The organism is Pandoraea iniqua, assembly GCF_902459685.1.
GTDB lineage: Bacteria > Pseudomonadota > Gammaproteobacteria > Burkholderiales > Burkholderiaceae > Pandoraea > Pandoraea iniqua.
Genome location: NZ_CABPSF010000002.1, coordinates 147,451 through 173,320 on the forward strand (window position 1 = coordinate 147,451; position 25,870 = coordinate 173,320).

General features: G+C 63.4%; 23 protein-coding genes. 16 read left to right on the plus strand and 7 right to left on the minus strand.

Annotation, left to right across the window (positions count from 1 at the left end):
• Positions 1-77 precede the first annotated feature (77 nt).
• From PIN31009_RS06455 to PIN31009_RS06465, 3 genes are all read left to right on the plus strand, one after another.
• Positions 78-287, plus strand: coding sequence for a dodecin (locus tag PIN31009_RS06455; protein WP_058375543.1), 210 nt, complete (start codon positions 78-80; stop codon positions 285-287).
• A 148-nt stretch (positions 288-435) separates the two neighbouring features.
• Positions 436-1,935: an AMP nucleosidase gene (locus tag PIN31009_RS06460; protein WP_150789716.1), complete on the plus strand. Its 1,500-nt coding sequence runs from the start codon at positions 436-438 to the stop codon at positions 1,933-1,935.
• Positions 1,936-2,128: 193 nt separating this feature from the next.
• Positions 2,129-3,505 (plus strand): GntT/GntP/DsdX family permease, encoded by a 1,377-nt coding sequence (locus PIN31009_RS06465; protein WP_058375541.1) that lies wholly within the window; start codon positions 2,129-2,131, stop codon positions 3,503-3,505.
• Positions 3,506-3,625: 120 nt separating this feature from the next.
• Here PIN31009_RS06465 and PIN31009_RS06470 read toward each other — a convergent pair whose 3' ends face one another.
• The 3 genes from PIN31009_RS06470 to PIN31009_RS06480 all read right to left on the minus strand — a co-directional run bounded on the left by PIN31009_RS06470 (position 3,626) and on the right by PIN31009_RS06480 (position 7,732).
• The gene (locus tag PIN31009_RS06470) at positions 3,626-4,879 is read right to left on the minus strand and encodes an Hsp70 family protein (RefSeq protein WP_150790235.1); all 1,254 of its coding nucleotides are present in this window, start codon (positions 4,877-4,879) and stop codon (positions 3,626-3,628) included.
• Between the two features lie 118 nt (positions 4,880-4,997).
• The gene (locus tag PIN31009_RS06475; protein ID WP_150789717.1) at positions 4,998-6,386 is read right to left on the minus strand and encodes an MFS transporter; all 1,389 of its coding nucleotides are present in this window, start codon (positions 6,384-6,386) and stop codon (positions 4,998-5,000) included.
• Positions 6,387-6,568: 182 nt separating this feature from the next.
• Positions 6,569-7,732, minus strand: coding sequence for a cytochrome P450 family protein (locus tag PIN31009_RS06480; protein ID WP_150789718.1), 1,164 nt, complete (start codon positions 7,730-7,732; stop codon positions 6,569-6,571).
• A 795-nt stretch (positions 7,733-8,527) separates the two neighbouring features.
• Between PIN31009_RS06480 and PIN31009_RS06485 the strand changes: the two genes are divergently transcribed.
• Together PIN31009_RS06485 and PIN31009_RS06490 are read left to right on the plus strand one after the other, a co-directional pair.
• Entirely contained in the window at positions 8,528-8,941 is a 414-nt protein-coding gene (locus PIN31009_RS06485) for an Imm70 family immunity protein (RefSeq protein ID WP_150789719.1), read from the plus strand.
• Positions 8,942-9,033: 92 nt separating this feature from the next.
• Positions 9,034-9,735, plus strand: coding sequence for an ArsR/SmtB family transcription factor (locus tag PIN31009_RS06490; protein WP_150789720.1), 702 nt, complete (start codon positions 9,034-9,036; stop codon positions 9,733-9,735).
• A 194-nt stretch (positions 9,736-9,929) separates the two neighbouring features.
• Here the strand turns inward: PIN31009_RS06490 and PIN31009_RS06495 are convergent, their stop codons facing one another.
• The 4 genes from PIN31009_RS06495 to PIN31009_RS06510 form a co-directional block, all read right to left on the minus strand.
• A complete protein-coding gene (locus PIN31009_RS06495; protein WP_087687415.1) occupies positions 9,930-10,238 on the minus strand; it encodes a DUF4148 domain-containing protein in 309 nt (102 codons plus the stop codon).
• Positions 10,239-10,524: 286 nt separating this feature from the next.
• The gene (locus tag PIN31009_RS06500; protein WP_150789721.1) at positions 10,525-11,526 is read right to left on the minus strand and encodes a hypothetical protein; all 1,002 of its coding nucleotides are present in this window, start codon (positions 11,524-11,526) and stop codon (positions 10,525-10,527) included.
• 339 nt (positions 11,527-11,865) lie between these two features.
• On the minus strand, positions 11,866-12,732 hold the full coding sequence (locus PIN31009_RS06505; protein ID WP_150789722.1) for an IclR family transcriptional regulator: 867 nt from the start codon (positions 12,730-12,732) through the stop codon (positions 11,866-11,868).
• A 75-nt stretch (positions 12,733-12,807) separates the two neighbouring features.
• A complete protein-coding gene (locus PIN31009_RS06510; RefSeq protein WP_150789723.1) occupies positions 12,808-13,965 on the minus strand; it encodes an FAD-dependent monooxygenase in 1,158 nt (385 codons plus the stop codon).
• A gap of 501 nt (positions 13,966-14,466) precedes the next feature.
• Here PIN31009_RS06510 and PIN31009_RS06515 point away from each other — a divergent pair.
• The 11 genes from PIN31009_RS06515 to PIN31009_RS06565 all read left to right on the plus strand — a co-directional run bounded on the left by PIN31009_RS06515 (position 14,467) and on the right by PIN31009_RS06565 (position 25,822).
• Positions 14,467-15,543 carry a porin gene (locus PIN31009_RS06515; RefSeq protein WP_150790236.1) on the plus strand — a complete coding sequence of 359 codons (1,077 nt, stop codon included), beginning with the start codon at positions 14,467-14,469 and terminating at the stop codon, positions 15,541-15,543.
• A gap of 363 nt (positions 15,544-15,906) precedes the next feature.
• Entirely contained in the window at positions 15,907-16,773 is an 867-nt protein-coding gene (locus tag PIN31009_RS06520; RefSeq protein WP_087687421.1) for an ABC transporter ATP-binding protein, read from the plus strand.
• A 43-nt stretch (positions 16,774-16,816) separates the two neighbouring features.
• Entirely contained in the window at positions 16,817-17,599 is a 783-nt protein-coding gene (locus tag PIN31009_RS06525) for an ABC transporter permease (protein ID WP_150789724.1), read from the plus strand.
• Positions 17,600-17,650: 51 nt separating this feature from the next.
• The gene (locus PIN31009_RS06530) at positions 17,651-18,433 is read left to right on the plus strand and encodes an SDR family oxidoreductase (protein WP_425495475.1); all 783 of its coding nucleotides are present in this window, start codon (positions 17,651-17,653) and stop codon (positions 18,431-18,433) included.
• A gap of 54 nt (positions 18,434-18,487) precedes the next feature.
• Positions 18,488-19,045 (plus strand): cupin domain-containing protein, encoded by a 558-nt coding sequence (locus PIN31009_RS06535; RefSeq protein WP_058375531.1) that lies wholly within the window; start codon positions 18,488-18,490, stop codon positions 19,043-19,045.
• Positions 19,046-19,153: 108 nt separating this feature from the next.
• On the plus strand, positions 19,154-20,068 hold the full coding sequence (locus PIN31009_RS06540) for an alpha/beta fold hydrolase (protein WP_150789726.1): 915 nt from the start codon (positions 19,154-19,156) through the stop codon (positions 20,066-20,068).
• Position 20,069: 1 nt separating this feature from the next.
• On the plus strand, positions 20,070-21,047 hold the full coding sequence (locus tag PIN31009_RS06545; RefSeq protein ID WP_150789727.1) for an IclR family transcriptional regulator: 978 nt from the start codon (positions 20,070-20,072) through the stop codon (positions 21,045-21,047).
• A complete protein-coding gene (locus PIN31009_RS06550) occupies positions 21,044-21,850 on the plus strand; it encodes an SDR family oxidoreductase (protein ID WP_150683554.1) in 807 nt (268 codons plus the stop codon). Before PIN31009_RS06545 ends, PIN31009_RS06550 begins: the two co-directional genes overlap by 4 nt.
• Entirely contained in the window at positions 21,843-23,495 is a 1,653-nt protein-coding gene (locus PIN31009_RS06555) for a thiamine pyrophosphate-binding protein (RefSeq protein ID WP_087722078.1), read from the plus strand. The genes PIN31009_RS06550 and PIN31009_RS06555 overlap by 8 nt, the downstream gene beginning before the upstream one ends.
• Entirely contained in the window at positions 23,488-24,306 is an 819-nt protein-coding gene (locus PIN31009_RS06560) for an aspartate dehydrogenase (protein ID WP_150789728.1), read from the plus strand. Before PIN31009_RS06555 ends, PIN31009_RS06560 begins: the two co-directional genes overlap by 8 nt.
• 19 nt (positions 24,307-24,325) lie before the next feature.
• Positions 24,326-25,822, plus strand: a complete 1,497-nt coding sequence (locus tag PIN31009_RS06565) for an aldehyde dehydrogenase (protein WP_150683555.1) — start codon at positions 24,326-24,328, stop codon at positions 25,820-25,822.
• Positions 25,823-25,870 lie beyond the last annotated feature (48 nt).

Consider the following 25,870-nt stretch of genomic DNA (forward strand, 5'->3'; position numbering starts at 1 on the left):
GGACAAGCCCGACTTGCCGTGGGGGAGGCATGCGCCTAGCATGAGGAGTCGTTCCAACCACCTCTCGGGAGGCAGTCATGACGCAGCATGTCTACAAGCAGATCGAACTCACCGGCTCGTCGGAGAAGTCCATCGATGACGCCGTCAAAGGGGCCATCAAGCGCGCGAGCAAGACGTTGCGCAATCTGAACTGGTTCGAGATCACGGAAACACGCGGCCATATCGAAAACGGCAAGGTGGCTCACTGGCAGGTGACGCTCAAGGTCGGCATGCGTCTGGAAGACTGACGGCGGGTGGCGGGAGGGCGTTCGCGGCTGCCGGGAATTGAGCTGGCGCAAGCCAAATCAGGCTCAAAACACGGCACCGCGGGCGTCATACAGTCGTGCCACAATAGGCGCATACTCGACAACACGAAAAGACAGAAGAGGTTTGCGCATGTCCGAACAAGAACCGGTCCACGCCACCCGATCGATTGCCGACCCGGTGGAAGCCGTCAACTATCTGAAGACGATCTACGACGCCAACACCGCATATCTGCGGGCGGCTTTCGAGCGCTTTTCCACCGAGAAAGACGCCGCGCGCCGTGTCAGCGCGCACTATCCTTTCATCCGCATTACCACCGAAGACATCACCCAGCTCGACAAGCGCCTGTCCTATGGCTTCGTCTCGGGCCCGGGGAGCTATCAGACGACCGTCACGCGTCCCGATCTCTTCGAGAACTACTACATCGAGCAGTTGCGCCGCCTCGCGCATAACCATGGCGTAGCGTTCGAAGTCGGTGTGTCCGACGAACCGATTCCGGTGCACTTCGCCTATCGCGACGGCGTGTATCTCGAAGGTGATCTCGACCAGTCGCACCTGCGCGCCATGCGCACCGCGTTCGACGTGCCCGATCTGGCCAAGATGGACGACAGCATCGTCAACGGCACGCGCGATCCGCTGCCCGGCGAAATCCTGCCGCTCGCGCTATTTACCGCGCCGCGTGTCGATTACTCGCTGCATCGGCTGCGCCACTACACGGCCACGTCGCCCGAGAACTTCCAGAATTACGTGCTGTTCACCAACTACCAGTTCTACATCGATGAATTCGTCGAGCTGGGCCGCGAGTTGATGAGTGCGAGCGACGACCCGGCGGAGCGCGAGTATCGCAGCCAGTACACGGCATTTGTCGAGCCGGGCAACGTCGTCCACTGGAACCAGAACATTGCCGAGCGGGATTCGGAGGGCACGCCGCCGCCTCGTCTGCCGCAAATGCCGGCGTATCACCTCGTGCGCCCGGATAACACCGGTATCACGATGGTGAACATCGGCGTGGGTCCGTCGAACGCCAAGACCATTACCGACCACATCGCCGTGCTGCGCCCGCACGCGTGGGTCATGCTGGGCCACTGCGCCGGCCTGCGTAATTCGCAGCGTCTGGGCGACTACTGTCTGGCGCATGGTTATGTGCGCGAAGACCACGTGCTCGACGACGACCTGCCGCTGTGGGTGCCGGTGCCGCCACTGGCAGAAGTGCAGGTGGCGCTTGAGCGTGCCGTGGCCGATGTAACACAACTGGACGATTTCGAACTCAAGCGCGTGATGCGCACGGGCACCGTCGTGACCGTCGACAACCGTAACTGGGAATTGCGCGATCACCGCGAGCCGGTGCAGCGCATGAGCCAGAGCCGGGCGATTGCGCTCGATATGGAAAGCGCGACCATTGCCGCCAACGGCTTCCGCTTCCGGGTGCCGTACGGCACGTTGCTGTGTGTGAGCGACAAGCCGCTGCATGGCGAACTGAAGCTGCCGGGCATGGCCGACCGGTTCTATCGCGAGCGGGTCGATCAGCATCTGAAGATCGGCGTGAAGGCCATGGAGCTGCTGCGCGATAACGGTCTGGACCGTTTGCACAGCCGCAAGCTCCGGAGTTTCAACGAAGTCGCGTTCCAGTAAAGCACCCGGCGGCGGCGATGTTTCGACACCTGAAACTTGCCGCCGCGCCCCGCCTGCCCCGTATCACGGGGCGTTGCGCCCCATGCGTGCATGCGGCCGCCGCTAGTAGCACAATGCCTTCGCACACCGGTACGACGCCGCTTCCCCGCGTGCGTTCTACCGGTGTTTTTGTTTCTCGTCATCAAGGATCATCGTGGAGCTAGTCAACCACGTCGTGCCCTGGGCAGCGCACGACACGCGTCTATTGCTGTCCTGCCTCGTCGGCCTCGTCGCCATCATTCTCTTCATCAGCGCGCTAAAACTCTCGCCGTTCCTGTCGATTCTGATCGGCACGTTCATCGCGGGGCTAGGCGCCGGCTTGCCGCTGGATTCGGTCGCGAGTGCCTTCAGCAAGGGCGCGGGCGGCATTCTGGGCGACGCGGGCATGATCATCGCGCTAGGGGCCATGCTCGGCGCGTTGATGGCGGACACGGGGGCGGCCGACCGCATCGTGACCGTCTTGCTCACCTTCGCCAAAGGCCGCGCGTTGCCGTGGATGATGGCGGTGGTGGCGATGATCATCGGTTTGCCGCTGTTCTTCGAAGTGGGCCTCGTCATGATGGTGCCGATCATCTTCGTGATGGCGCGCCGTGCGAACACGCCGATTCTGCGCGTGGCGATCCCGGCGCTGGCCGGCATGACCACGCTGCATGCGCTGGTGCCGCCGCACCCGGGGCCGCTGATCGCCGTATCGGCGCTGCATGCGGATCTCGGCATGACGATGGGACTGGGGCTGCTGATTGCCATTCCGGCCGTGATTCTGGCCGGGCCGCTGTATGGCATGTGGCTTGCGCCGCGCCTGCATGTGGAAGCGCCGCAGCAACTGGGCGACCTGTTCACCAAGCGCGATGACGACCTCGCACCGCCGCCGTTTGCCGCTGCGTTGCTGGTGATTCTGCTGCCGGTGGTGTTGATGCTGGGCCGCACGCTTGCGAAGGTGGCGCTCACGCCGGAGACGCCAGTCTTCGAAGCGCTCGACTTCCTTGGCGAGCCGATCATCGCGTTGGCGCTGACGGTGATCGTGGCGATTGTTGTACTCGGCTGGGGGCGCGGTCTGCCGCGTGCCCGCGTGGGTGAAACGCTGCGCCGCGCGCTGCCGCCGATCGCTGGCCTGTTACTGACGATTGGCGCAGGTGGTGGCCTGAAGCAAGCGCTGGTGACGGCGGGGATTGCGACGACCATCGGCAAGGTGGCGGTCGGCACGCACATGCCGCTGATTCTGCTGGCATGGCTGATCGCGGTGGCATTGCGTCAGGCGACGGGCTCGGCAACGGTCGCGACGACCACGACGGCGGGCATCGTGGCGCCGCTGGTGATGCATCTGCCGCCCGTGCAGGGCTCGCTGATTGCGCTGGCGATCGGGGCGGGGTCGGTGTTCTTCTGCCACGTCAACGACGCGGGTTTCTGGATGGTGCGGGAGTACTTCGGTCTGAAGCTTAAGGAGACGCTGTGGGTCTGGTCCGTATTGCAGACCATCGTCTCGGTCGTGGGGTTGGTGATGACACTGCTGCTCTGGCAGATTCTGGTGTGATGCATCGGCCGGCATGATGGGCTGAGACGCTGGAATCGCCGGCCATGAAAAAAGCGCGCAGACCGTGAGGTTGCGCGCTTTTTCTTTGCGATGTTGCCGTCTCTGTTGCTGCGGTGTGGCTTACGAAAACACGCGCTTCGCGTGAATGCCGAGGCCGAGCGCCACGCTGGCGAGGCGGTCGCCGAAGACCGGCGTCGCGTTCGGGAAGGCGGCGCACATGGCGCCCGACAGGCAGCGCAGCCCCGTCGAGCCGCCGGTGAAGTACAGCGCATCGACGTCTTCCGCGCGCAGGCCGGCAAGCGATGCCGTGTGCACGGCGCCTGCCGTGATGCTGGCAATTTCGTCGCTCACCGCGTCGACCAGTCCCGCTTCCGAGAAGGCCACACCGAGTTCGCGCTCGATGACGGCGAGGTCGATACGCGTTTCACCGCCGGCAGCCACGGCAATCTTGGCGTCTTCCGCATGGCCGACCAGCGCGTGACCGAGGCGTTGCTCCACCGTGCGCATCAGGCGGCGATGATGGACCGGGTCGGCGTACAGGTGAGCCGTCAGGGCCAGTTCACCGACGCGTTTCGGCGTGTAGACCGTGTTGATCAGGTGCCACGTCGCCAGATCGAAGTAGATGCGGTTGGGCACTTCCTTGCCGTCCGGGCCGAGGGCCTTGTAGCCGATTTCGCGCAGGATCGTGGCGAGTTCGATGCGGCGATCGAAGTCCGTCCCGGCGATGTGCACGCCGTGGTGCGCGAGCACGTCGTCCTTGCGTTCGAGGCGTTGGGCACGGTCCGGGCCCACGCGCACCAGCGAGAAGTCCGAGGTACCGCCGCCGATGTCCACGACGAGCACTTGTTGCTCTTCGGTCAGGCGCGATTCGTAATCGAAGGCGGCAGCAATCGGTTCGAACTGGAAATGGACGTCCTTGAAGCCGACGTCGCGGGCGCTTTGTTCGAGCGAGCGTTGTGCGGCGGCATCGGCGCGGGGATCGTCATCGACGAAGAACACCGGACGGCCCATCACCACTTGGCGCAGGTCGTTGCCATCGGACTTGATGGCGTGCGTGCGCAGGTGACGCAGGAACGTCGCGATGATGTCGATATAGCGCATCGCCGACCCGTTGCCGAGATCGGTGGTGCTTTCGATGAGGGAGGAGCCGAGCAGGCTTTTGAGCGAGCGCATCAGGCGCCCGTCGTAGCCGTCGATATAGTCGGCGACGGCCTGGCGGCCAAATGTCGCGCGGCCACCTTCGTCGGCGTTGAAGAAGACGGCCGTCGGCAGCGTGCCGTAGCCGGCTTCCAGCTCGACCAGACGCATGGCGGCACCGTCGCGTACAGCGACGGCTGAATTCGAAGTGCCGAAATCGATGGCGCAGAAACTCATGGCATTGCGGCTCATGCAGGCGAGCCGTAAAAGGTCGGCAGTGTAGCACGGCCGGGCGGCCGGCCAAATTTAGTGTCCCAGAATACCTTCAGGACCCGCTCGCGACCAGTTAGGGCTTTCAACCGTGCGATGTTTTGGCAGGTGGCTGCGCGGCGGGCAGCGTGCGCAGGCTGCTCACCACGGCGGCCACGGCTGCGAAGACTGCCGCGACATACAGCGCCGCACGCGTGCCATAGCCTTGCGGTGCCACGCTGAAGATAAGCGCGACGAGCGCCGCGCCGGTCGTTTGCCCGGTCAGGCGCGCCGTGCCGAGCATGCCGCTGGCGCCGCCGCTGCGATGCGCGGGGGCGGCGGTGAGCATGGCGTAGTTGTTGGGCGACTGGAACAGACCGAAGCCGAAACCGCACAATGCCATGCGCCAGACGATGTCCCATGAGTGCGGCTGCGCGGGCAGCATGGCGAGCGCGAGCAGGCCGAGCGCGAAGGCCGTCATGCCGATCGCACCGAGCAGGCCGGGTTTGTAGTGTTCGAGCAAACGTCCGGCGACGGGCGCAACCACAACGATGGTCAGCGGCCATGCGGTCATCAGCAGGCCGGTCTGCACGTGGTCGAAACCGAGCGAATCCTGAAGATAGAAGGGCAGCGCAACGAACGCGAGCATCTGGGCGCAGAACGACGCCATCGACGTGCAGATCGACAGGCCGAAGATCGGAATGCGCAACAAGTCGACGGGCAGCAACGGCACGGGTTGCGTGCGCTGACGCCGCACGAAGATCGTGCCGATGATGACGGCGGCTACCAGTTCGACGGCGACGAGCCAGCGTTCCTGACCGTGGCCGAACGAGTCGATGCCGGAGATGAGCAGCCCGAAGGTGAGCGCGCTGAGCAGCGCACCGGTCCAGTCGAAGGCGTGGGAGGCTTGGATGCTGTCGGGCAGCGAGCGCATGGCGATGCCCAGCGCAATGATGCCGAGCGGCACGTTGACGGCGAAGAGCCACGGCCAGTGAGCGATGGAGAGAATGCCGGCGGCGAGCGTTGGTCCGGCGGCCGACGAGAACGCGACGATCAGTGAGTTGAGGGCGACACCGCGGCCGAACCACGCGCGCGGGTAGATCATTTTCACGAGCGCGCTGTTCACACTCATGATGCCGGCCGCGCCGAAGCCTTGGGCGACGCGCGCGAGCGTAAGCGTGAGGAGCGAGTCGGAGAGTGCACAGGCGAGCGACGCGAGCGTGAAGAGCGCCAGACCGACCGTATAGACGCGCCGGTAGCCGACGATTTCACCGAGCGCGGCGAGCGGCAGCAGCGAGATCGTGATCGCGAGTTGGTACGCGTTGACGATCCAGATTGAAGTGGCGGGGCTGGCGTTGAGGTCGCGCGCGATGGTCGGCAGGGCGACGTTGGCGATGGCGCTGTCGAGCACCGAGAGCGAGATGGCGAGCATGACGGTCGCGATGGCCCAGACCCGGGCGGGCATGGGCATGCCGTCGGCATAGTGTTCTGACATGAGAGCAGCGAGGCGAGACTGCCGGTGAGTCTGCGCGACACGACCGGCGAAAGCGTAATCGTGCCCGAATTCGTGAAAAGCGGCGTTGGATGGGCTGGGAGCCTTATAAACAAAGGGTTTGGGTTTTGTAGATATTGTTTTATCTGATGAAATTAACATTCCATCAGATAAAACAACCAAATTCAGTCCTCCGAGAAGCGTGCAATGCGAGCGTTGCCGAGCGGGTGATATGACGTGCCCGAAGCCTTCGACGCGAGATCAAGTCCGCTGGCGAGTACCGTTTGCACGCCGACGGCGGCTAGCGTACTGGCGGGGGACTGGCCGGGGCACGCGTGCCCGCCGTGCCCGAACGTCCATGCCGTGTCGTCGGGGCTGATCGGTGTTGGGGCGGCGGCGAGTACAACCAGCACGACATCGCCCCGCGCCAGTTGCCGTTCGCAGATGACCGCCGGGGTGTGCAGAAAGCGGCGCGTGTTCTGGACGGGCGGGTCGAAGCGGATGACGTCACGAACGGCGGCAATGGCCGTGGCGAGATGGGGGCGCGTGGCGGGGCGGTTGGCTGCTGGCGTTCTCGCTTCGGTTGCCGTTGTCGACGGTTCGGCGCGCGCCAGACGGCGAAGCGCGTTGGCGACGAGTCCTGCGCAGGCATCGTGGGTTTGTGTGAATAGCCCAAAGACATTGGCCGTCAGCGCGCGCGGGTCAATGGCAGGTTCAAGGGCGGCGAGATTCGCGGTGCGCTGAAGCCAAGTATCGGGTGCGTTGTCGGTGCTGAGCCATTGACGGGCGAAATCATTCAGCGTTGCCGCAGCGCGGTGGCCGTCGGCGATGACCTCGGCCCGTGGTGCAGGACGTGCCGATTCCGCCATTGCGGCAACGAGGGCGTGGGTGTTCGCATAGACGTCGGCCCATTGCGATTCTGGAACCCCCAGCCAAGCGGCTAGTGCATAGATGGGTTGGCGGAATACGTAGTCATCGAGTTTTTCCGAGTACGCGGCGGCGCTGGCGTAGCCGAGTCGGTCGAGCGTTGGGGCGTCGGCGGACAGTGATGCAAGCTGTGTGGCGAGCCACGGCTTGAGCGTGATGTGCTCCGCACCGTCATTCATGCGAACGAGCCGCCCAAACCATTCTCCAGCCGCACCAGAGGCGATCGCAGCGGGCACGAGCGCCCCCGCCGGCCGCACGCCACATGCCGGATGACGCAGCACCTCAACGAGCGCCTCCGGCCCGGCGGCGACCCACATGCCGAGCGACGCATCGAAGTCGAACGGCCGCTGTGCCGCAAGTGCGCGGTAGTACGGATAAGGATCGGGGTGGGTGACGGCAGTCAGGGCATTCGCTGGGAGCATATGCGGGAGTCCGGATTCGGGGGATAAGGGCACGTCTGTCCTCATGAACATTGCAGTAATGCCGATATCTTGTCGTGACGCGCGTGATTTCGATTCACGATGACGTGAAGTGTCGCGGCACATAGCAGCGAGCTTGTCTCTACCGGACTCAGATCGACCCTATGTACAGAATTTGAAACTAAGCGGGTGAAAGTGGTCCCGCAATAGCGGATGCTCTAAGGTCGATGCTTCAGGCGATCTGAGCAAGATACTTTTCTCCGACGTGAAGTATTGGCCCTTGCCGTTAAAGGTAGGGGCGATTAATGTAAGTCGTCGCTAGGTTAGATGCTGGAGCGAAGCTGTGGAGAGAATCAACTGGTAATTTTTGGTGTAAAACCAGTTGATGGGGGCAGCGATGCCGCAATTGAGGCCGTACAGAAAAAATCTCGGCGTCGATGCTTCTAGATCAATCATAAATGCCAGTAGGCCAGTAAACCCAATATCTATGGAGTCTTTTGGGGCGTTGGGGGGATGTTGTGGATTTTCTAAAGTAAGGAGGTGGGGTGTGGATATAAAGCTAACTAAATATCAAGTGGCTCGTGGCACTATGGCGGATGCGGAGAAATTTAATACAATGTATTTGATAAAGACTGCGCTGAAATTGAGAGCTACTTATCAAATTAGATTGCTAATCTTCCGCGCGGCGGAGGAGGGGAAGCGTCTCGTCATAAGAGTGCCAGAGCAATGTGTTTTTGATGATTCGTTGGCTGATCTTGTTAGGAAGAATCGCAAGGTTGTAATCCGGGAGAATTTTTGATGGGCCTATATCTTTGCGTTTTTGACGGCGAGGACGAAATCGACGGAGTGGAAGTCGGTTCGTATGCGGATTTCAATTTTTTCAGAGATGGGGTTGTCGCACTTGTTGAGGACGGTGTCCGGGGAAGTCGGTGCCCTACTCTGGTGAATCACGAGGATGGTGATGGAATTTGGTCACCAGATGAGGCACAGAGGCTTGTCTTAGAGTTGAACGAAATCGGGGAAAAATTCGCTCTTGCTCCGCCTGTCGAGTTCAATTCTCCCTGGAAAAAGCAAACGGCTGCTTTCATCGGTCTTGATCCGAAAAATTTTCTTGAGTGCTTTTTCGATGTGGATGGCGAGCCGCTGGTTGAAAGGCTGCGCGGTCTGGCAGACTTGAGCGTGGCGCGAGGCGTGCCAATTCTCTTCCAATGAATAATCACAGCATTCCTCACTTCACATCACGCTGAACTATCGCATGCCTGACATACCCCATACTACGGCTCATCCCCTCCCGGAACCGCCCTATGGACCTCACCCGCGATTACGCCCCTGGCGTTAGTTCACTCGCAGCCCTGCTCGCCGATGCGGGCCGCATGACCATGCTTTGGGCGTTGATGGACGGTTCCGCCCGTCCGGCAGGGGAACTGGCACTGGTTGCCGGGCTTTCTCCTTCCAGCGCCAGCGGCCATCTCGCCCGTCTCGTCGACGGCGGTGTCCTCGCACAAGAAGCCCGCGGACGCCATCGCTATTTCCGCATTGCCACGCCGGAAACCGCCACGGCCATCGAAGCGCTCGCGAGTGCCGCATTGGCAACACGCGAACTCCGCCCGCGTCCGGTCCCCGTCAGCCGCGCAACACCGCCCCCGCTACGTCACGCACGCACCTGTTACGACCATCTTGCCGGGGAAGTCGCCGTCGACCTGTTCGCGCGCATGCGAGAGCGTCGCTGGCTTCGCATCGACGGCAGCGATGTCGCGCTGACCGACTCGGGCGTCAACGGCCTCACCGCCCTCGGTGTCGACCTCACCACCGCGCGTGCCCGCCGCCGTCGCTTCGCCTGCACCTGCCCCGACTGGAGCGAGCGCAAACCCCACCTCGGCGGTGCACTCGGCGCGGCACTCCTCACCACGTGCCTTCATGCCAAATGGCTTGAGCCGACACGCGAACCTCGCGCGCTGCGCGTCACGCCGTTGGGCGAACGCCATCTCGCCGACTTCGCTACCTGATTTATCAGGCGCACAAAAAGAAACACCCCGCAGAAATATGCGGGGTGTGAGGCACCGGGAGCGGTGGGCTACGGGACAGGATCCGAAGTCGATCGTCCTGGCCGCCGTAGCGTCGTCGCCGATTGCCGCTTGAGCACGCTTCAAACTTTGCGTGTCCTCGCGCCGTCAACCAGCGCCGACGCGAGAGGCTGGCTTTAACTACCAGCGTAAGTCGAATTGATCAGTGCAGTCGAACCTTGGACACGTGCACCAACCGAATGGCCGTAAGTCGTCAGTTGCGGATACTGACTGTCGGTCTGCGTGAGCTTGCCTTGCGCTTGGGCTTCGATCAGTTCCTGACGAACCTGTGCGCTCGGCACGGCCAGCTTTTCGCTGTACACGCTCGATTGCCAGAACAGGTTTTCGTTCGGATAGCCGTTACCGCCAGTGCCTGCAAATGCGGCCGGTGCGGCTGCCACAGTCAACGTCGCGGCAATCAACAGATGCGAAAGAGTGCGGGTCATGATGTTTCTCCTGTCTTTATTGTCTGGTGGTCGGCCGGCTCACTTAGATGTCCGGCACCGCCTACGCCTCTAAGGTAGGACGACCACGTCGCAGGAGTAACCGCATGCGGCGCAACAATGCATTGCAGATAACGTGCCATCTCGAAACCCTCATGTAGTAAGGGTTTCAAGGCGGTCGACGTTTTCGAATCAGTCGAATACCGACTCTAATGAAGATGTTAATTAACAGGAGTGCGACAGAATGTCGCAGCGCCGTCGGAAGAAATGACGGCGCGTAGCAGGGCGGTCAGAACTTGTAGCCGACGCCTGCGAGGAAGATGTCGCTGTCGCGGTCGTAACCGGTTACGACGCGGTTCCATGAGAGGCGTCCGACCCAATGATCGGCAAACCGGTACGCCATGCTCATCGTCAGCAGACCGGCCACGACGTTCTGCGCACCACCCGCCGCCCGGTTCTGCTTGTACTTATTCCACGTGACATACGGGCCGAAGCCAAGGCCGAGGCTGAAGCGATCGTTGAAGAAGTCGTTCTTGACCCACGCCTGCGCCGCAATGCCCTGACGGTTACCGATATCGCTATGTCCTTCGTTGATCAGCGAGACCGTGCCGTCGAACCACTTGCCGAAGCCGTGCCGGTATTCGATGCCTTCTGCCACCGCGTTCTGCGAGTCGAGGCTGTTCACGATCGACAGCCCTGCCATGACCGACAGCACATCGCCCGTCGGCACCGGCGAATCCATATTGCCGATGACCGGGCCCGGCGTCGACGGCTTGTCCAACTGATAGCCCACGCCAAGCAAGTACTGAACGGTGTTGATACTCGACGGCGATTGCACGTAGTTGGCGCGTGCCTGCACGTACCAACGGCTCGCGAAATAGTACGTGGCGGTGGCCGAGAACATGGCGCCCCAGCCGTGGTCGTCCTCATAGCGCTTGCCGCGATTGCCGGCCACGGTGTCGTAATAGCGATACGGGCCAACGCCTACGGCAACGTCGAAGCGGCGGTCGAAGAAGGTCTGACGCGCCCACACCTGCAACGCAAAGCCGTCCCGGTGATGATCGGGCACGTGGCCCTCGTTCATCCACGTGAAGCTCGCGGCGAAGTGTTCGCCAAGCCCCTGCCGATAATCCATGCCCCACGAATAGGTGTGCGCGTTGTCGTCGTTGCGGGCGTTCATGGCCCCGGCATAGACGGTGGCTTCCTGTGCCTGCGCGACATGTGCGAAAGCCGATGCACCGCAGACCACGCCAGCCAAAGCCGTACGCACCCACCATGGATTGTTTTTCATTCTCGATCCGCCGCAAGACAAGTATTCGTTCGTCGCTTCAGCGTTAGCGACGTTCGCGTCATTCGATACGCGGCACCTTCGCGGTGCCCTCGGTTCGCGTTATCGTAGCAGCCACGATCCGACCGAAGCGCGGCAACAGGCCGCGGCTTCAAATTACCGAACATTACGGCATCGGCGATGCCACATCGTATGGCATACCGAAACAGTTACGCAAACAATATGTCAGGGAATGAAAGGGGCTGCGACCGAGGCCAGTCAGACGGAACGTCTGGTGGTCGTTTCCCCTGTATTTGCGCGGTTTCGCACCGGTAACAGGCTGCCGGTGAGATGACGTGAATATCAGGCTCTTTCCGCCGCCGCCAAAAAAGCTGGCGCGTCTGCCAGTAATACGGTGAGATCGGCTGCGCCAGATTTGACCACGGCCGCCGTACGCTCCCGGCTGAGCGTGTCGGTGCCCACGAGCGAGCGCGGCCCCGCCACACTCAGTGCAGCCAACGGACGTCCCTGCGCATCGAGCACCGCCGCCGCGCATGCGTCGATACCCGCTTCGAAGCCATCCTGACTCCACGCACAACCGGTTTCCTTGTCGCGCGCCAATTGGGCGTCCAGTGCCGCGAAAGTCCGCGCACTCTGCGCCGTTGCGGCCGCCAGCGGCTCCGGGCCGAGCAACGCCCGGCGGCGCTCGGGACTCAAGTGCGCCAGCAGCGACCGCCCGGGCGCGGTCAGGTGCGCGGTGACACGACTCCCCGCACGGATATTGCTCACGAGGGGCAGGGCAGGCGTCTCGCACAACAGATACCGCACCTGTGTGCCGTCGAGCACGGTGAGGTAGCTGGACAACCCGGTCTCGCTGGTCACACGCGTGAGTACGCGGCGCGCCGTGGCGAGATGATCCTCGCCTGCGAGCGCCGCAGCGGAAAGCGTGAGAAAGCCGAGACCGAGCCGATGCCCGCCGTGCGGCAGCGGTTCAAGCACGCCTTCATGCTCAAGCGTGGCCAGCAGCCGCATGACGGTCACGCGATTGACACCGATACGCCGGCCCACTTCGCTCATGTTGGCCGTCGAGCCACCGTCAGCCACAAAGCGCAGGAGCTTGAGCGCACGAATGACCGGCGTGATGAGCCCGGCCTGCGTGGCGTCGCGATCGTCGCTCTCTGCGCTGACATTGCTGGAATCACGGGCGGTGGCGGGCGTTGCTTTCGTCATGCGGTGCTGTACGTTTGGTTGTGTCGAAACGAAGGGGCGATCAACGATCTGTTACCGGCTGGCGTTAGCGGCTTCTCAAGCGGCCAACGGCACTTGCCACGCGTCGTATTCGTAGACCCAATCTGCGTTGCCGCCTTCCTTGAGCCACTGGTTGCCGCGTGAACCGATCTGCACGCGCGCAGTGCGCTCGCGACGTGCCGCTTCGTAACGGGCGAGCGCGCCAGCCAGTGCATCCGCATCGGCGTTAGGGCCGACTTCAGCAAGGTGGCGAGACATTACCACAGCGTCTTCGATGGCCATACCGGCCCCCTGCGCCATGAACGGCATCATCGGGTGACACGCATCGCCAAGCAGCGAAACCCGGCCGCGCGACCATTGCGGCAGCGGGTCGCGCACGTACAACGCCGACTTCAGCACGCTGTCACACGCATCGAGCAACGCGCGCGCTTCGGGATGGTAGTCGGCATACATCGCGCGCAACTCCAGCACGTCGCCCGGTGCGGTCCACGATTCCAGCGTCCAACTGTCTTGCGCCGTGGTGGCGAACACGAAAATGTCCCGGCCTAGATTGAGCGGAAACGTCACGATCTGGCTCGACGCGACGGGCCCCCACCACTTGGTGAACGCGCCCAGATTCGGCACCCCGCCCAGCTTGTTCGCCGGGATGACCGCGCGATAAGCAACCACCCCCGTGAACTCCGGCGATTCCGGTCCGAACAGGCCCGTACGCACGACCGAATGAATGCCGTCGGCACCGATGAGCACATCCACGTCGTCGTGCGTGCCGTCGGCGAAGCTGAGCCGAATGCGGCCCGTTTCGCCGACGCCCGGCGCTTCGAAGGCAACCAGCTTCTTGCCCAACGCGATGCTCTCGGCGGGCACCGCCTGCTCCAGCGCCTGAAGCAGATCGGCGCGATGCATTGTGAGTTGCGGCGCGCCGTACTTGGTCTGCGCCGTTTGTGCCATCTCCAGTCGCGACGTCTCTTCGCCCGAATCCCACGTGCGGCTGATGCGATGGCTCGGCTGTGCGGCGGTTTCGCGCAGAGCGTTGCCAACGCCCAGACCGTCGAGTGCCCGCACGGCATTGGGCGTCAGGTTGATGTCGGCGCCGACACGGGCGAACTGCGCCGCCTGTTCGTAGACGCGCACACGAAAACCGGCACGGATCAGCGCGATGGCGGCGGCCAGACCGCCGATGCCGGCACCGTTGATGCCGACGAGGGGAGCTTGCATGGGGACACCTTTTGATAAACGTTGCGACGAATTCAGAAAAATAAAACGTTCAAATATGAACGTAGTGTTCAAATATTATTGTTTTTGATTCGATCCATCGCAAGCCTTCCTCGGGTAAATCCCGACGCAACGTGTTCGGCCGGAGCAACGCTCCCATCAGACGCACGGCAACGCCGGCGGGACGAACAGCATCTCACCGAAGCTTTGAATACAAGATGCCAGCCGCCGAATGCGCGCGTAGTAGCACACCAAATTCCTGTCATCAATTCGTGCATCTCCGCTGCGGGACTCACGCATCACCTGGCCTAAGCTCCGCATTGTTGGTTTCATAAGTAATCCAACGTTTCATAGGTGGAACGTCGAAATGCGACGGTACGAAGGGCGTGACCGGCTTGGGTTGCCGTGCGTCGCCGTCGGCGTCACCACCGTTTTCGAGTCAGCGAATCATCGAACGACAGGAGTACACAGATGAAGCGGTTTCCGACGGGGCGGATCTCGGGGATGACAAAACTGGCGGCAGCGATGCTGCTAGCCGTTGGCGTGCCGATGGCAGCGCATGCGCAAAGCAATGTGACGATCTACGGCAGCATGGATGCCGGCGTGGCGTACGTGAACAATCAGGGCGGCAGCAGCAACTTTCTCGCGCAACAAGGCGGCACGCAGCCGGATCGCTGGGGTTTTCGCGGCGTTGAAGATCTGGGCGGCGGCAATCGCGCGATCTTCCTGCTGGAGAATGGTTTCTCCACGCTCACCGGCAACACCCTCAAGGCGGGCGCGATGTTCAACCGCCAGTCGTGGGTCGGTCTGCAATCGGACACGCTGGGCACGGTCACGATCGGCCACATGACCACGTTCAACTTCGACTGGCTCGGCCCGTTCAGCACGTCGTATCTGGGCATGAACTGGTACATGTTCCACCCGGGCAACCTCGACGAACTGGCCAACACGTCGGTGGTGCAGGTGGATAACTCGGTGCGCTACGTCACCCGGGACTTCGCGGGCTTCAAGGCGGGCGCCATGATCTCGCTGGGCAACACGACCAACTTCGCCAACGGCAAGAAGTGGAGCGTGGCCGCGAACTACACCAACGGGGGCTTCAAGGCGTCGGCCGTCTACTCGAACGAAAACAACCGTACGCCGAACGTTGCCGTGCTCGGTGGCGCCACGTTCCAGAACCAGCCGGTCGCGACCTATACGGCGTCGAACGTCGAGAACATGGGCGCGGGCGCGTCGTACGCTTTTGGTCCGTGGCTGCTGCACGCGTTGTACACGCGCGTGAAGCTCGCGTCGCCGGGCTACAGCGACACCTATCAGGCTTTCGACGCCGGTGCGAATTACGCCACCAGCATCGCCAACACGATCACCTTCGGGGCGGCCACGACGACCATGTCGGGCAAGCGCTGGACGCAGGTGAGTCTGGGCGACGTCTACGCGCTGTCGAAACGCACGCAGGTGTATGTGAGCGGCGTGTACCAGCACGCCAGCGGCAACGGCGCAATCACCGCCATCAACACCATCGGGGCCTCGTCGACCGCCAATCAGGTCGTGATCATGTCGGGCGTGCATCACGCGTTCTGACGCGCACCGATCGTCAGCACCGGGCATCACCCAGTGATCTCACTTAATGAACCCAATAAGCGGACTGAATTAGTGGATTCAACAAGTGGGCTCACCTCGCGCCGGCCGACATTCGTTGGCCGGCGTTTTTTTCGCCCTGCAAACGCGCTGTTCTCACGGTAAAGCCCATGGGTTGGGGTTTCCCCTAGTCAAAAAACAATTTTGACTCCGGCTGTCACTCCCTATAATTGATCCATAAGTAAATCAACGTTTCACATATGAAACGTAGCCACAAGGCGAAAGACAGGTTGGCAGGCGATGCGGCGAAGGAAAGCGGCACGCTGCCCGAGGCAAGTTGAACATCCAGAAACACGGTGGTTTCCCATGCTCAGGTCGATTCAATTGCAAGACGCGAACGTAGCCGAGGCGTATGCCGACGCACGTCACACGCCGGCGACGGCACCGCTGCCGTTTGCCATCGAGTATCGCGGCGTGACGCGTCGATTCAAAAATCGCCAGGGCAAGGGCGAGATGACGGCGGTGTCGAACGTCTCCATCGGGATCAAGACCGGCGAGTTCGTCTCGCTGATCGGCCCGAGCGGCTGCGGCAAGAGCACGCTGCTCAATATGGGCGCGGGCCTGTATGCGCCCAGCGAAGGGCAGGTCACGCTGGCCGGCAAGCCGGTGCGCGGCCCGTCGCAACAGGTTGCTTTCATGCTGCAAAAAGATCTGCTCATGCCGTGGCGCTCAATTCAGAAGAACGTCGAGTTGGGCATGCAGATTCGCGGCCGCAGCAAGGCCGAGCGCGCTGAAGTGGCCAAGACGCTGCTCGCGCGCTGCCATCTGAAGGGTTTCGAGAATCACTATCCGCACCAACTCTCGGGCGGTATGCGCCAACGTGCAGCATTGGCACGCACGCTCGCCGTCGAGCCCGACGTGCTGCTCATGGACGAGCCGTTCTCCGCGCTGGATGCGCAAACGAAGATGGTGCTGCAACAGGATCTCGCGCAGATGCTGGCCGCCGAAGGCAAGACCGCGCTGATGATCACGCACGACTTGGCAGAGGCGATTGCGCTGTCGGATCGCGTGTTCGTGATGAGCGAACGTCCGGGCACGATCATCGAAGAGATCACCGTCGATCTGCCGCATCGCGACAACCCCATCGAGCGCCGCAAGCAGGCGGGCATGAACGAATACGTCGCCCATCTGATGGAACTGCTCAAGGTCGGCCGCGACGATCACCTCGGTTGATCCCTACCGGTCATCTCCTGCCCAAGACACTGGAATTCCCGCTATGAAAACCCTCACCAAAGCCCAACTAACCGCTGGCAGCTTCGTGCTGTTGCTGCTCTTCGCGGCCGCCTGGCAATGGGGCCCGACGGCGTTCGGCGTGCCCGAGTTCGTGCTGCCCAAGTTGTCGTCGACGCTCGTCGAAGGCGTGCGCATGTTTCAGGTCGAGAACCTGTGGCTGCACATCGGCGTGACGGCGCTCGAAGTGATCGCCGGTTTCGTGATCGGCTCGGCGCTGGGCGTGCTGATCGGGGTGATCCTCGGCTTGTCGCCGTCGACCGAAGCCATGCTCTCGCCGTACATCCTCGCGCTACAAATCGCGCCGAAGGTGGCGTTCGCGCCGCTGTTCGTGATGTGGATGGGCTACACCATCTATCCGAAGATTCTCGTGGCCGTGCTGATCGTCTTCTTCCCCGTGATGATCAACGTGCTGGGCGCCGTGCGCTCGGTCGACCCCGACATGGTCAATCTGGTGCGTGCGTTGTGCGGCCGCCGCTGGCAGATCTTCCGCTTCGTCGAATTCCCGTCGGCCATGCAGGCCCTGTTCGCCGGGCTGCGCATCGCCTCGACGCTCGCCGTGATCGGCGTGACCGTCGGTGAGCTGGTCGGCGGCGATCGCGGGCTGGGCTATCTGCTGGTCTACGGCGAAGGGCAGGGCAACACCGCCATGGTGTTTGTCGCCATCGCGGGGCTGACGGTCATCGGTATCGCTGCCTACGCGGCCGTGGTCTGGCTCGAGCGCCGCGCACTGCATTACGTGCCGCGTGCGTCGATGAACATCGCCTGACGTGATGACGCGACCTGCTCTTCAGCCAACAAGGAACGCATCGTGACCGAACTGCCCATCCTCCCGCTCGACACCGCCACGCTCGCGCCGCTCGACGGCAAGAATCTGCTGATAACCGGTGGCGCTCGCGGTCTTGGCGAAGGCTTCGTGCGCGCCGCTGTGGCACGTGGCGCACAGGTGACGATTGCCGATATCGCGACAGACGCGGGCCAAGCGCTCGCTGCCGAACTCCGCGACGCGGGTCACGCGGTCTCGTTCGTGCGCGTCGATCTGTCCGATCCGGCCTCGGTTGAAGCGGCTGCCAAGACGGCCGCCGAACACATGGGCGGCATCGACGGGCTCGTCAACAACGGCGCCATCACCAACTCCGGCGGCAAGCTCGCCACCGAGTTGAGCATCGAGACGTGGGACGCCGTCATGAACGTGAACGTGCGTGGCACGTGGCTCATGACGATGGCGGCACTGCCGTATCTGCGCGCATCGGGGCAGGGGCGTGTCGTGAACATCGCCTCGGACACGGCACTGTGGGGCGCTCCGCGCTTGCTCGCCTACGCCGCCAGCAAGGGTGCCGTGATGGCGATGACCCGCTCGCTGGCGCGCGAACTCGGCCCCGACGGTATCACCGTGAACGCCATTGCGCCCGGGCTGGTGGAGGTCGAAGCCACCGCTTACGTGCCGGCCGAGCGTCATCGCCACTATCTGGAAGGACGCGCGTTGCCGCGCGCACAGGTGCCGGACGACGTGGTCGGGCCGGTGCTGTTCCTGCTCTCCGATGCTTCCCGTTTCGTGACCGGTCAGGTGCTGCCGGTCAACGGCGGTTTCGTCATGCCGTGACGCGGCACGACGAATCGTCTTCCCTTATTCGCAACGCCTTCAAGGAGTCACAACATGGCGCAAGCCGAAGCTAAAAACACCGCGACGCCTCAGGCCGTCGAGAGCTGGACGCAGGCCGAAGGTCAGCCGTTCAGCGACTGGCTGGACTCGCGTGTGGCGCGTTTTTCGACGCGCAAGTACGACTGGGATGCTCTCAAGTTTCAGGCCGACTACGACCCGAAGTATCGCCGTGCGCAGATGCGCTACGTCGGCACGGGCGGCACGGGTGTCGCCAAAGATGTCAACACGGTGCCCGCCGGTCATTTCACGTTCTCGACCATGGTAATTCCGGCCGGCAACATCGGCCCGAGCCATATCCACATGGACGTGGAAGAAATCTTCTTCGTCATGCGCGGCAAGATGAAAGTGGTCTGCGAGCGTGACGGCGAGACGTGGGAAGCCATTCTCGGCGAACGCGATCTGATCTCGGTGCCGCCGGGCGTGTATCGCACGGAAATCAACATCGGCGACGAAGACGCACTCATGTGCGTGATGCTCGGTTCGCAAAAGCCGGTCACGCCGACATACCCGCCGGATTCGCCGCTCGCCAAGATCAAACGCGAACAGAAGTAAGCACGGGAGCGTCGTTCCTCCCGAAAGTCCGGCGGGCGCAAGCCACAGGCAAGCGCCACGCCGGCAGGAATTCTCTCCGAGTCATTGCAGAAGACGTTACCCGAAGCCATGTCAGCCGAAGCTCTCAAGTCCGAACTGCCCGACGCCAACGACGGCATCGTCGCCCCGCTTTGCGCGCGGCTGAATGCGTTTGCGTATCGCACCATCGCCACGCATGCGGGGACGGTCGGCTATCGCAGCACCGCCACCGCTGACGATGGCCGCATCGCGGTCGTGATGCTGCACGGCATCGGCTCGGGCGCCGCGTCGTGGCTTGCCCAGTTCGAAGCGGCCGGTCTGGATGTTGCGCTGTATGCATGGGATGCGCCGGGCTACGGCCAGACGTCGAATGTGAGCGATGCCGAACCGCACGCCAGCGCCTACGCCGACGTGCTCGAAGCATGGCTCGACGCGCTGGGTCTGGATCGCGTCGCACTGGTTGGCCATTCACTCGGCGCAATCATGGCGACGAAGTTCGCCAGCCGTGCGCCGCAGCGCGTGCGCGGCCTCTTTCTCTGCTCGCCGGCAGGTGGCTATGGCAAGGCCGATCTGGCAGTGCGTGCGTCGAAGCGCGACAGCCGTCTGGCGATGCTCGACAAACTCGGGCCGGCCGGTATGGCGCGCGAGCGCAGCGACAACTTGGTCGCGCCGAATGCTGCGGACCTGCCGCGCGCTTGGGTGAAATGGAATATGGGCCGTGTGCTGCCCGCCGGCTATCGGCAGGCAACGCATCTGCTGTCGAACGGCGATGTCGCGGGCGAGTTGGCGAAGTACGTGGCCGCCAACGCAGGTCCGGTGGCCGTGGCCGTCGGCGCGCAGGACGGCATCACGACGCCCGCCGCCTGTCAGGTCATTGCCGATGTAGCTGGCGTGCCGTTGCAAATCATCGACGGCGCAGGTCATGCGTCGTATATCGAAACCCCCGACGTCCTGAACGCTGCGCTCGCGGCGTGGCTGGACCGGGTGGCGGCGGGAGGGCGCTGAGATGGCACCGGCAACCCCGAAACGCAACACGACCGCGCTGCCTGAAGACGACGCGCGCGACGACATCGATGCGACCGATGCGATCAATGCGATCGATGCGATCGATGCGATAGGCGACCAAGACGCCGAAGGCGATGCCGCTGACGCCGGACCGTCCGAGTCACGCTATCTCGTGCCGGGGCTGGAGCGCGGTTTGCGCATCCTCACGCAGTTCTCGCCGCGCGAATCCGTGTTCAGTGCGCCGGAATTGTCGCAGCGTCTCGGCATTCCGCGCACCACTGTATTCCGTCTGTTGCAGACGCTCGAAGCCATGGGGTTTCTGGAGCGTGCAGGCAGTGAAAAGAATTTCCGTCTGGGCGTGGCCGTGCTGCGTCTGGGCTTCGAATACCTGAGTTCGCTGGAGCTGACCGATCTGGGCATTCCGATCATCGAGCGCCTGCGCGACGCGACCCAACTCACTTCGCACATCGTGATTCGCGATGGCCGCGACATCGTCTTCGTGGCGAAGGCGCAGAGCGTGGCGGGCGTGTTCAATTCGATCAAGGTGAACGTCGGCACGCGCTTGCCTGCCCACGCGACGGTCCATGGCCACGTGCTGATGGGCGATCTGACGCTGACCGAGCTCAAGGCGCTCTATCCGGAGAAGACGCTGGAGAAATTCACACCGCAAACGCCCGAGACGCTCGCCGAGCTTTTCGAGCGCGTGCGCGAAGACGCCGAGCGCGGCTACGCCGTGTCGGCCTCGTCGTTCGAGCGCGGCATCAGTGTGGTGAGCGCACCGGTGCGCAGCGACACGGGCCGCATTTGCGCGGCCATCACGGTCACGATCCCGCGCGCCAACATCGACGCGTCGATGCTCGATGCGGGCCTGATCGGCCAAGTGCGCGAAGCCGCCGATGCGCTGTCGCACCGTTTGAATTACCGGCCGGGCAGTGACGGCCGGACCACCCCCTACATGAAGTCACTGGGATTGAAATGATCAAGATCGACCTTTCCGCACGCGCGGCGCTGGTCACGGGCGGTTCGTCCGGTATCGGGCTGGCCACCGCCGAGCGCCTGCTCGAAGCGGGTGCCGCTGTCGCGATCTGCGGCCGTAACGCCGAGCGGCTGACGCAAGCCGAAGCGCACCTGCGCGAGCGCCATCCGGACGCGCGCCTCATCGCGGCGCAATGCAATGTGCTCGATGCGGGCGATGTTGCCGCGCTCGCCGAGCGCATCCAACGCGAGTTCGGACGTCTGGACATGCTCATCAACAACGCCGGTCAGGGCCGCGTGTCGACCTTTGCCGACACCACCGACGACGCGTGGCGCGAAGAGCTTGAACTGAAGTACTTCAGCGTGATCCGCACCACGCGCGCCTGCTTGCCGATGCTGCGCGACGCCGCACGCGAAACGGGCGACGCGGCAATCGTCTGCGTGAATTCGCTGCTCGCGCTTCAGCCGGAACCCCACATGGTGGCCACTTCGTCGGCGCGCGCCGGTATCCAGAATCTGGTGCGCTCGATGGCGAGCGAATTCGCGCCGGACGGTGTGCGCGTCAATTCGATTCTGATCGGGCTGGTCGAGTCGGGACAGTGGCGCCGCCGCTTCGCCGCGCAAGGCGAAGGCAAGACGTGGCAGGAGTGGACCGGCGAACTGGCCCGTAAGAAGCAAATCCAGTTGCAGCGTCTGGGCAGGCCTGAAGAGGCGGCCGCAGCGATCTTTTTCCTGGCGAGCCCGCAATCGTCCTACACGACGGGCAGCCATATCGATGTTTCCGGAGGCTTGGCAAGACATGTCTAACAAAACCACCGTCGGCGAAGTCATCGCGGCGTTCCTCGAACAATGCGGTGTGCAAACCGCGTTCGGCGTGATCTCGATTCACAACATGCCGATTCTCGACGCCATCGCGCGTCGCGAAAAAATCCGTTACGTCGGTGCGCGCGGCGAAGCCGGTGCACTGAACATGGCCGATGGCCTGTCGCGTGTCTCGGGTGGTCTAGGCGTGGCGTTCACGAGCACCGGCACGGCAGCGGGGAATGCCGCCGGTGCCATGGTTGAAGCGCTGACCGCCGGCACACCCGTGCTGCACATCACCGGCCAGATCGAAACCGAATTCCTCGACCGCGACCTCGCCTACATCCACGAAGCGCCCGATCAACTGAGCATGCTCAAGTCGATCTCGAAAGCGGCCTATCGCGTGCGTTGCGTCGACACGGCACTCTCGACCGTGCGTGAAGCCGTGCGCGCGGCCCTCACTGCGCCGACCGGCCCGGTCAGCGTCGAGATTCCGATCGACATTCAGGCGGCTGAAATCGAATGGCCGGCCGATCTGGCTGCGCCGCACGTGACGGTGCCGTCGCATGACGAGCAACGCGTGGCTGAACTCGCCGACAAGCTCGCAGCGGCACATCGCCCGCTGCTGTGGCTGGGCGGTGGTGCGCGTGGCGCAGAGGCCGCTGTTAAGCGACTGGTCGACATGGGCTTCGGCGTGGTCACCAGCGTGCAAGGTCGCGGCATCGTGCCGGAAGACCATGCCGCCACGTTGGGCGCATTCAACATCCACCCGACGGTCGAAGCGTTCTACAAGACTTGCGATGCCGTGCTCGTGGTCGGCTCGCGTCTGCGCGGTAACGAAACGCTCAAGTACAAGCTCGGTCTGCCGCGTCCGCTCTATCGCGTCGATGCCGATGGGCTGGCCGACAACCGCGGCTATCGCAACGACTTGTTCGTGCAAGGCGATGCCGCGCGTGTGCTGAACGCACTGGCTGACCGCCTGCAAGGCCGCTTGTCGGTTGACCCGGCGTTCCATGCCGATCTGGCCGCGGCGCGCGACGCCGCCGTCAAACAGGTGGCAGAAGGCCTTGGCCCGTACCGCCAACTCGTGGCAGCGCTGCAAGGCGCACTGGGCCGCGACTTCAACTGGGTGCGCGACGTCACGATCTCGAACAGCACGTGGGGCAACCGTCTGCTGAAGATTTTCTCGCCGCGCGCCGGCGTGCACGCCTTGGGCGGCGGTATCGGTCAGGGCATGCAGATGGGCATTGGCGCGGCGCTCGCCGGCAATGCGAAGAAGACGGTGGCGTTGTGCGGCGACGGTGGCCTGATGGTCAACGTGGGTGAACTCGCCACGGCTGTGCAGGAGAAAGCGCAGGTCATCATCCTGCTGATGAACGATCAGTGCTACGGCGTGATTCGCAATATTCAGGATGCGCAGTACGGCGGCCGCCGTCACTACGTGCAACTGCATCAGCCGGACTTCGCTGCGTTCTGCGCCAGCCTGCAACTCAAGCACGAGCGCATCACGGCCATCGATCAGGCCGAGGGTGCTGTCGCGCGCGCCGTGGCTCACGACGGCCCGGTGCTGCTCGAAGTCGACATGCTGTCGGTCGGCAGCTTCGCGTCGCACTTTGCCGGTCCGCCGGTGCGGGAGCCCGCGAATGCGTGAAATGAATCATCGACCGGTTGATGTCGCGCTGATCGGCTTCGGCGCTATCGGCTCCAAAGTCTACGAAGCCTGCGCGGGCGATCCGAATCTGCGCATTGGCCACGTGATCGTGCCCGAAGACGCTGCGGCGCGCGTGCGAGAAAGCGTGCGTGAAGGCACCGAAGTGGTGTCGTCGGCCGCGGCGCTCACCCGCCGCCCGGACTTCGTGCTTGAGTGCGCGGGGCACAGCGCGCTGTCGGCGCACGTCGTGCCATTGCTGAAGTCAGGCATCGATTGCGCGGTGGCTTCCATCGGCGCGCTGTCCGACTCGGCACTGCTTGCCGCACTGGAGCAAGCCGCCAAGGAAGGCGCATCGACCGTCACGCTGCTCTCGGGCGCCATCGGCGGTATCGACGCCATCTCTGCCGCTCGCGAAGGGGGGCTGGATGAAGTGGTCTACACCGGCCGTAAGCCGCCGCTGGGCTGGCAGGGCACGCCGGCCGAGCAAGTGTGCGATCTGACGACGCTTGCCACCGCTACGGTGATTTTCGAAGGCAGTGCCCGCGATGCGGCGCGTCTGTACCCGAAGAACGCCAACGTGGCGGCCACCGTGGCCATCGCCGGTCTGGGGCTCGACGCCACGCGTGTGCGCCTGATTGCCGACCCGGCCACCTCGCGCAACGTGCATCACATTGCGGTGCGTGGCGCGTTTGGCGAGATGTCGCTGGAGATGTGTGGCAAGCCGTTGCCGGACAACCCCAAGACGTCGGCCCTGACCGCTTATTCGGCGATTCGCGCGCTCAAGAACCGCGTCGCGAATTGCGTGATCTAGTTCTCGCAGGACAAGCACCATGAGTCATCAAGATTTGCTGCAAGGGTTCTCGAGCGACATTCTGGTCGGCGGCGAATGGCGTGCCGGCTCGGGCAAGCGCTATCAGAGCCTCTATCCGGCCGACGAGAGCGTGAATGCCGAGATCGCGGCCGCCGGTGCACAAGATGCGACCGACGCCGTGGAAGCTGCCGATGCCGCGTGGCGTCGTGCCGACTGGGCAGGCCTCAAGCCGCACCAGCGCGCCGCCGTACTGCATCGCGTGGCCGACGGCATCACGCAGCGCGCCGAGGCACTGGCGCACCTGCAACGCCGCGACAACGGCAAGCCGATCAGCGAGACGCGAGCGCTTGTGGCGAGCGCAGCGGGCACGTTCCGCTATTTCGCTTCGTGTCTCGAAACGCTGGAAGAGACGCTCACGCCGTCGCGTGGCGACTATCTGACGATGAGCGTTCACGAGCCACTGGGTGTGGTGGCCGCCATTACGCCGTGGAACTCGCCGATTGCGTCCGACGCGCAAAAACTTGCGCCTGCGCTCGCCGCAGGCAATGCCGTGGTGCTCAAGCCTGCGGAAGTCACGCCGCTGGCTTCGCTCGAACTGGGCCGTATCTGCGAAGCCGCGGGTGTGCCGCGCGGTGTGTTGTCGGTGCTGCCGGGCAAGGGCTCGGTGATCGGCGACATTCTCGTGCGGCATCCGAAGGTCAAGAAGGTGGCCTTCACGGGCGGCACCGAAGTCGGGCGCGGCATTGCGCGTTTGGCGGCGGAAAAGCTCATGCCTGTCTCGCTGGAGCTGGGCGGCAAGTCGCCGACCATCGTGTTCGAAGACGCGGACATCGATCACGCCGTGGCCGGTGTGCTCTACGGCATCTTCAGTTCGTCGGGCGAGTCGTGCATCGCGGGCTCGCGACTGTTCGTGCACAAAAAGATCTTCGACACGTTTGTCGAGCGGCTGGTCGCAGGCGCAAAGCAATTGCGTGTGGGTGACCCGTTGCGCGAAGACACGCAGATGGGCCCGCTGGTGACGTCGTCGCATCGTGAGTCGATCGAGCGTTATGTGGCCATCGGGCTGGAAGAGGGCGGCCGCCTGCTGTGCGGCGGCGAGCGTCCGGCGGGAGACGGTCGCGAGAAGGGCTACTTCTATCAGCCGACCATCATCGCCGGGCTGACCAATCAGGCGCGCATGGTGCAGGAAGAAATCTTCGGCCCGGTGCTGGCGGTGCTGCCGTTCGAGAACGAAGACGAGTTGCTGGCCGAAGCCAACGATAGCGTCTACGGGCTGGCGGCAGGCATCTGGACGCGCGACTACAAGCGCGCGTGGCGTCTGGGGCGCGCGTTGGAGACCGGCACGGTCTGGATCAACACCTACAAGCAGTTTTCGATTTCGACGCCGTTCGGCGGCTGGAAAGAGAGTGGCATGGGGCGTGAGAAGGGACGTCTGGGGCTGCTTGAATACACGAATCAGAAGAGCCTCTACTGGGGCATGAACGACAACCCGCTCGGCTGGGCGGGGCAGGTCTGAACAACAAGCTGTGGCATCACAAGCTGCGGTGCACGGGGCATCGCGGTA

Bases quoted from the DNA above. Each gene is read 5' to 3' on its own strand.
- PIN31009_RS06470 (WP_150790235.1), bottom strand. From the start codon at position 4,879: ATGAGTTTCTGCGCCATCGATTTCGGCACTTCGAATTCAGCCGTCGCT.
- PIN31009_RS06525 (WP_150789724.1), top strand. From the start codon at position 16,817: ATGAAAACCCTCACCAAAGCCCAACTAACCGCTGGCAGCTTCGTGCTG.
- PIN31009_RS06540 (WP_150789726.1), top strand. From the start codon at position 19,154: ATGTCAGCCGAAGCTCTCAAGTCCGAACTGCCCGACGCCAACGACGGC.
- PIN31009_RS06480 (WP_150789718.1), bottom strand. From the start codon at position 7,732: ATGCTCCCAGCGAATGCCCTGACTGCCGTCACCCACCCCGATCCTTAT.
- PIN31009_RS06520 (WP_087687421.1), top strand. From the start codon at position 15,907: ATGCTCAGGTCGATTCAATTGCAAGACGCGAACGTAGCCGAGGCGTAT.
- PIN31009_RS06565 (WP_150683555.1), top strand. From the start codon at position 24,326: ATGAGTCATCAAGATTTGCTGCAAGGGTTCTCGAGCGACATTCTGGTC.
- PIN31009_RS06500 (WP_150789721.1), bottom strand. From the start codon at position 11,526: ATGAAAAACAATCCATGGTGGGTGCGTACGGCTTTGGCTGGCGTGGTC.
- PIN31009_RS06460 (WP_150789716.1), top strand. From the start codon at position 436: ATGTCCGAACAAGAACCGGTCCACGCCACCCGATCGATTGCCGACCCG.
- PIN31009_RS06560 (WP_150789728.1), top strand. From the start codon at position 23,488: ATGCGTGAAATGAATCATCGACCGGTTGATGTCGCGCTGATCGGCTTC.
- PIN31009_RS06550 (WP_150683554.1), top strand. From the start codon at position 21,044: ATGATCAAGATCGACCTTTCCGCACGCGCGGCGCTGGTCACGGGCGGT.
- PIN31009_RS06475 (WP_150789717.1), bottom strand. From the start codon at position 6,386: ATGTCAGAACACTATGCCGACGGCATGCCCATGCCCGCCCGGGTCTGG.
- PIN31009_RS06545 (WP_150789727.1), top strand. From the start codon at position 20,070: ATGGCACCGGCAACCCCGAAACGCAACACGACCGCGCTGCCTGAAGAC.
- PIN31009_RS06555 (WP_087722078.1), top strand. From the start codon at position 21,843: ATGTCTAACAAAACCACCGTCGGCGAAGTCATCGCGGCGTTCCTCGAA.
- PIN31009_RS06505 (WP_150789722.1), bottom strand. From the start codon at position 12,732: ATGACGAAAGCAACGCCCGCCACCGCCCGTGATTCCAGCAATGTCAGC.
- PIN31009_RS06510 (WP_150789723.1), bottom strand. From the start codon at position 13,965: ATGCAAGCTCCCCTCGTCGGCATCAACGGTGCCGGCATCGGCGGTCTG.
- PIN31009_RS06515 (WP_150790236.1), top strand. From the start codon at position 14,467: ATGACAAAACTGGCGGCAGCGATGCTGCTAGCCGTTGGCGTGCCGATG.
- PIN31009_RS06535 (WP_058375531.1), top strand. From the start codon at position 18,488: ATGGCGCAAGCCGAAGCTAAAAACACCGCGACGCCTCAGGCCGTCGAG.
- PIN31009_RS06485 (WP_150789719.1), top strand. From the start codon at position 8,528: ATGGGCCTATATCTTTGCGTTTTTGACGGCGAGGACGAAATCGACGGA.
- PIN31009_RS06490 (WP_150789720.1), top strand. From the start codon at position 9,034: ATGGACCTCACCCGCGATTACGCCCCTGGCGTTAGTTCACTCGCAGCC.
- PIN31009_RS06455 (WP_058375543.1), top strand. From the start codon at position 78: ATGACGCAGCATGTCTACAAGCAGATCGAACTCACCGGCTCGTCGGAG.
- PIN31009_RS06495 (WP_087687415.1), bottom strand. From the start codon at position 10,238: ATGACCCGCACTCTTTCGCATCTGTTGATTGCCGCGACGTTGACTGTG.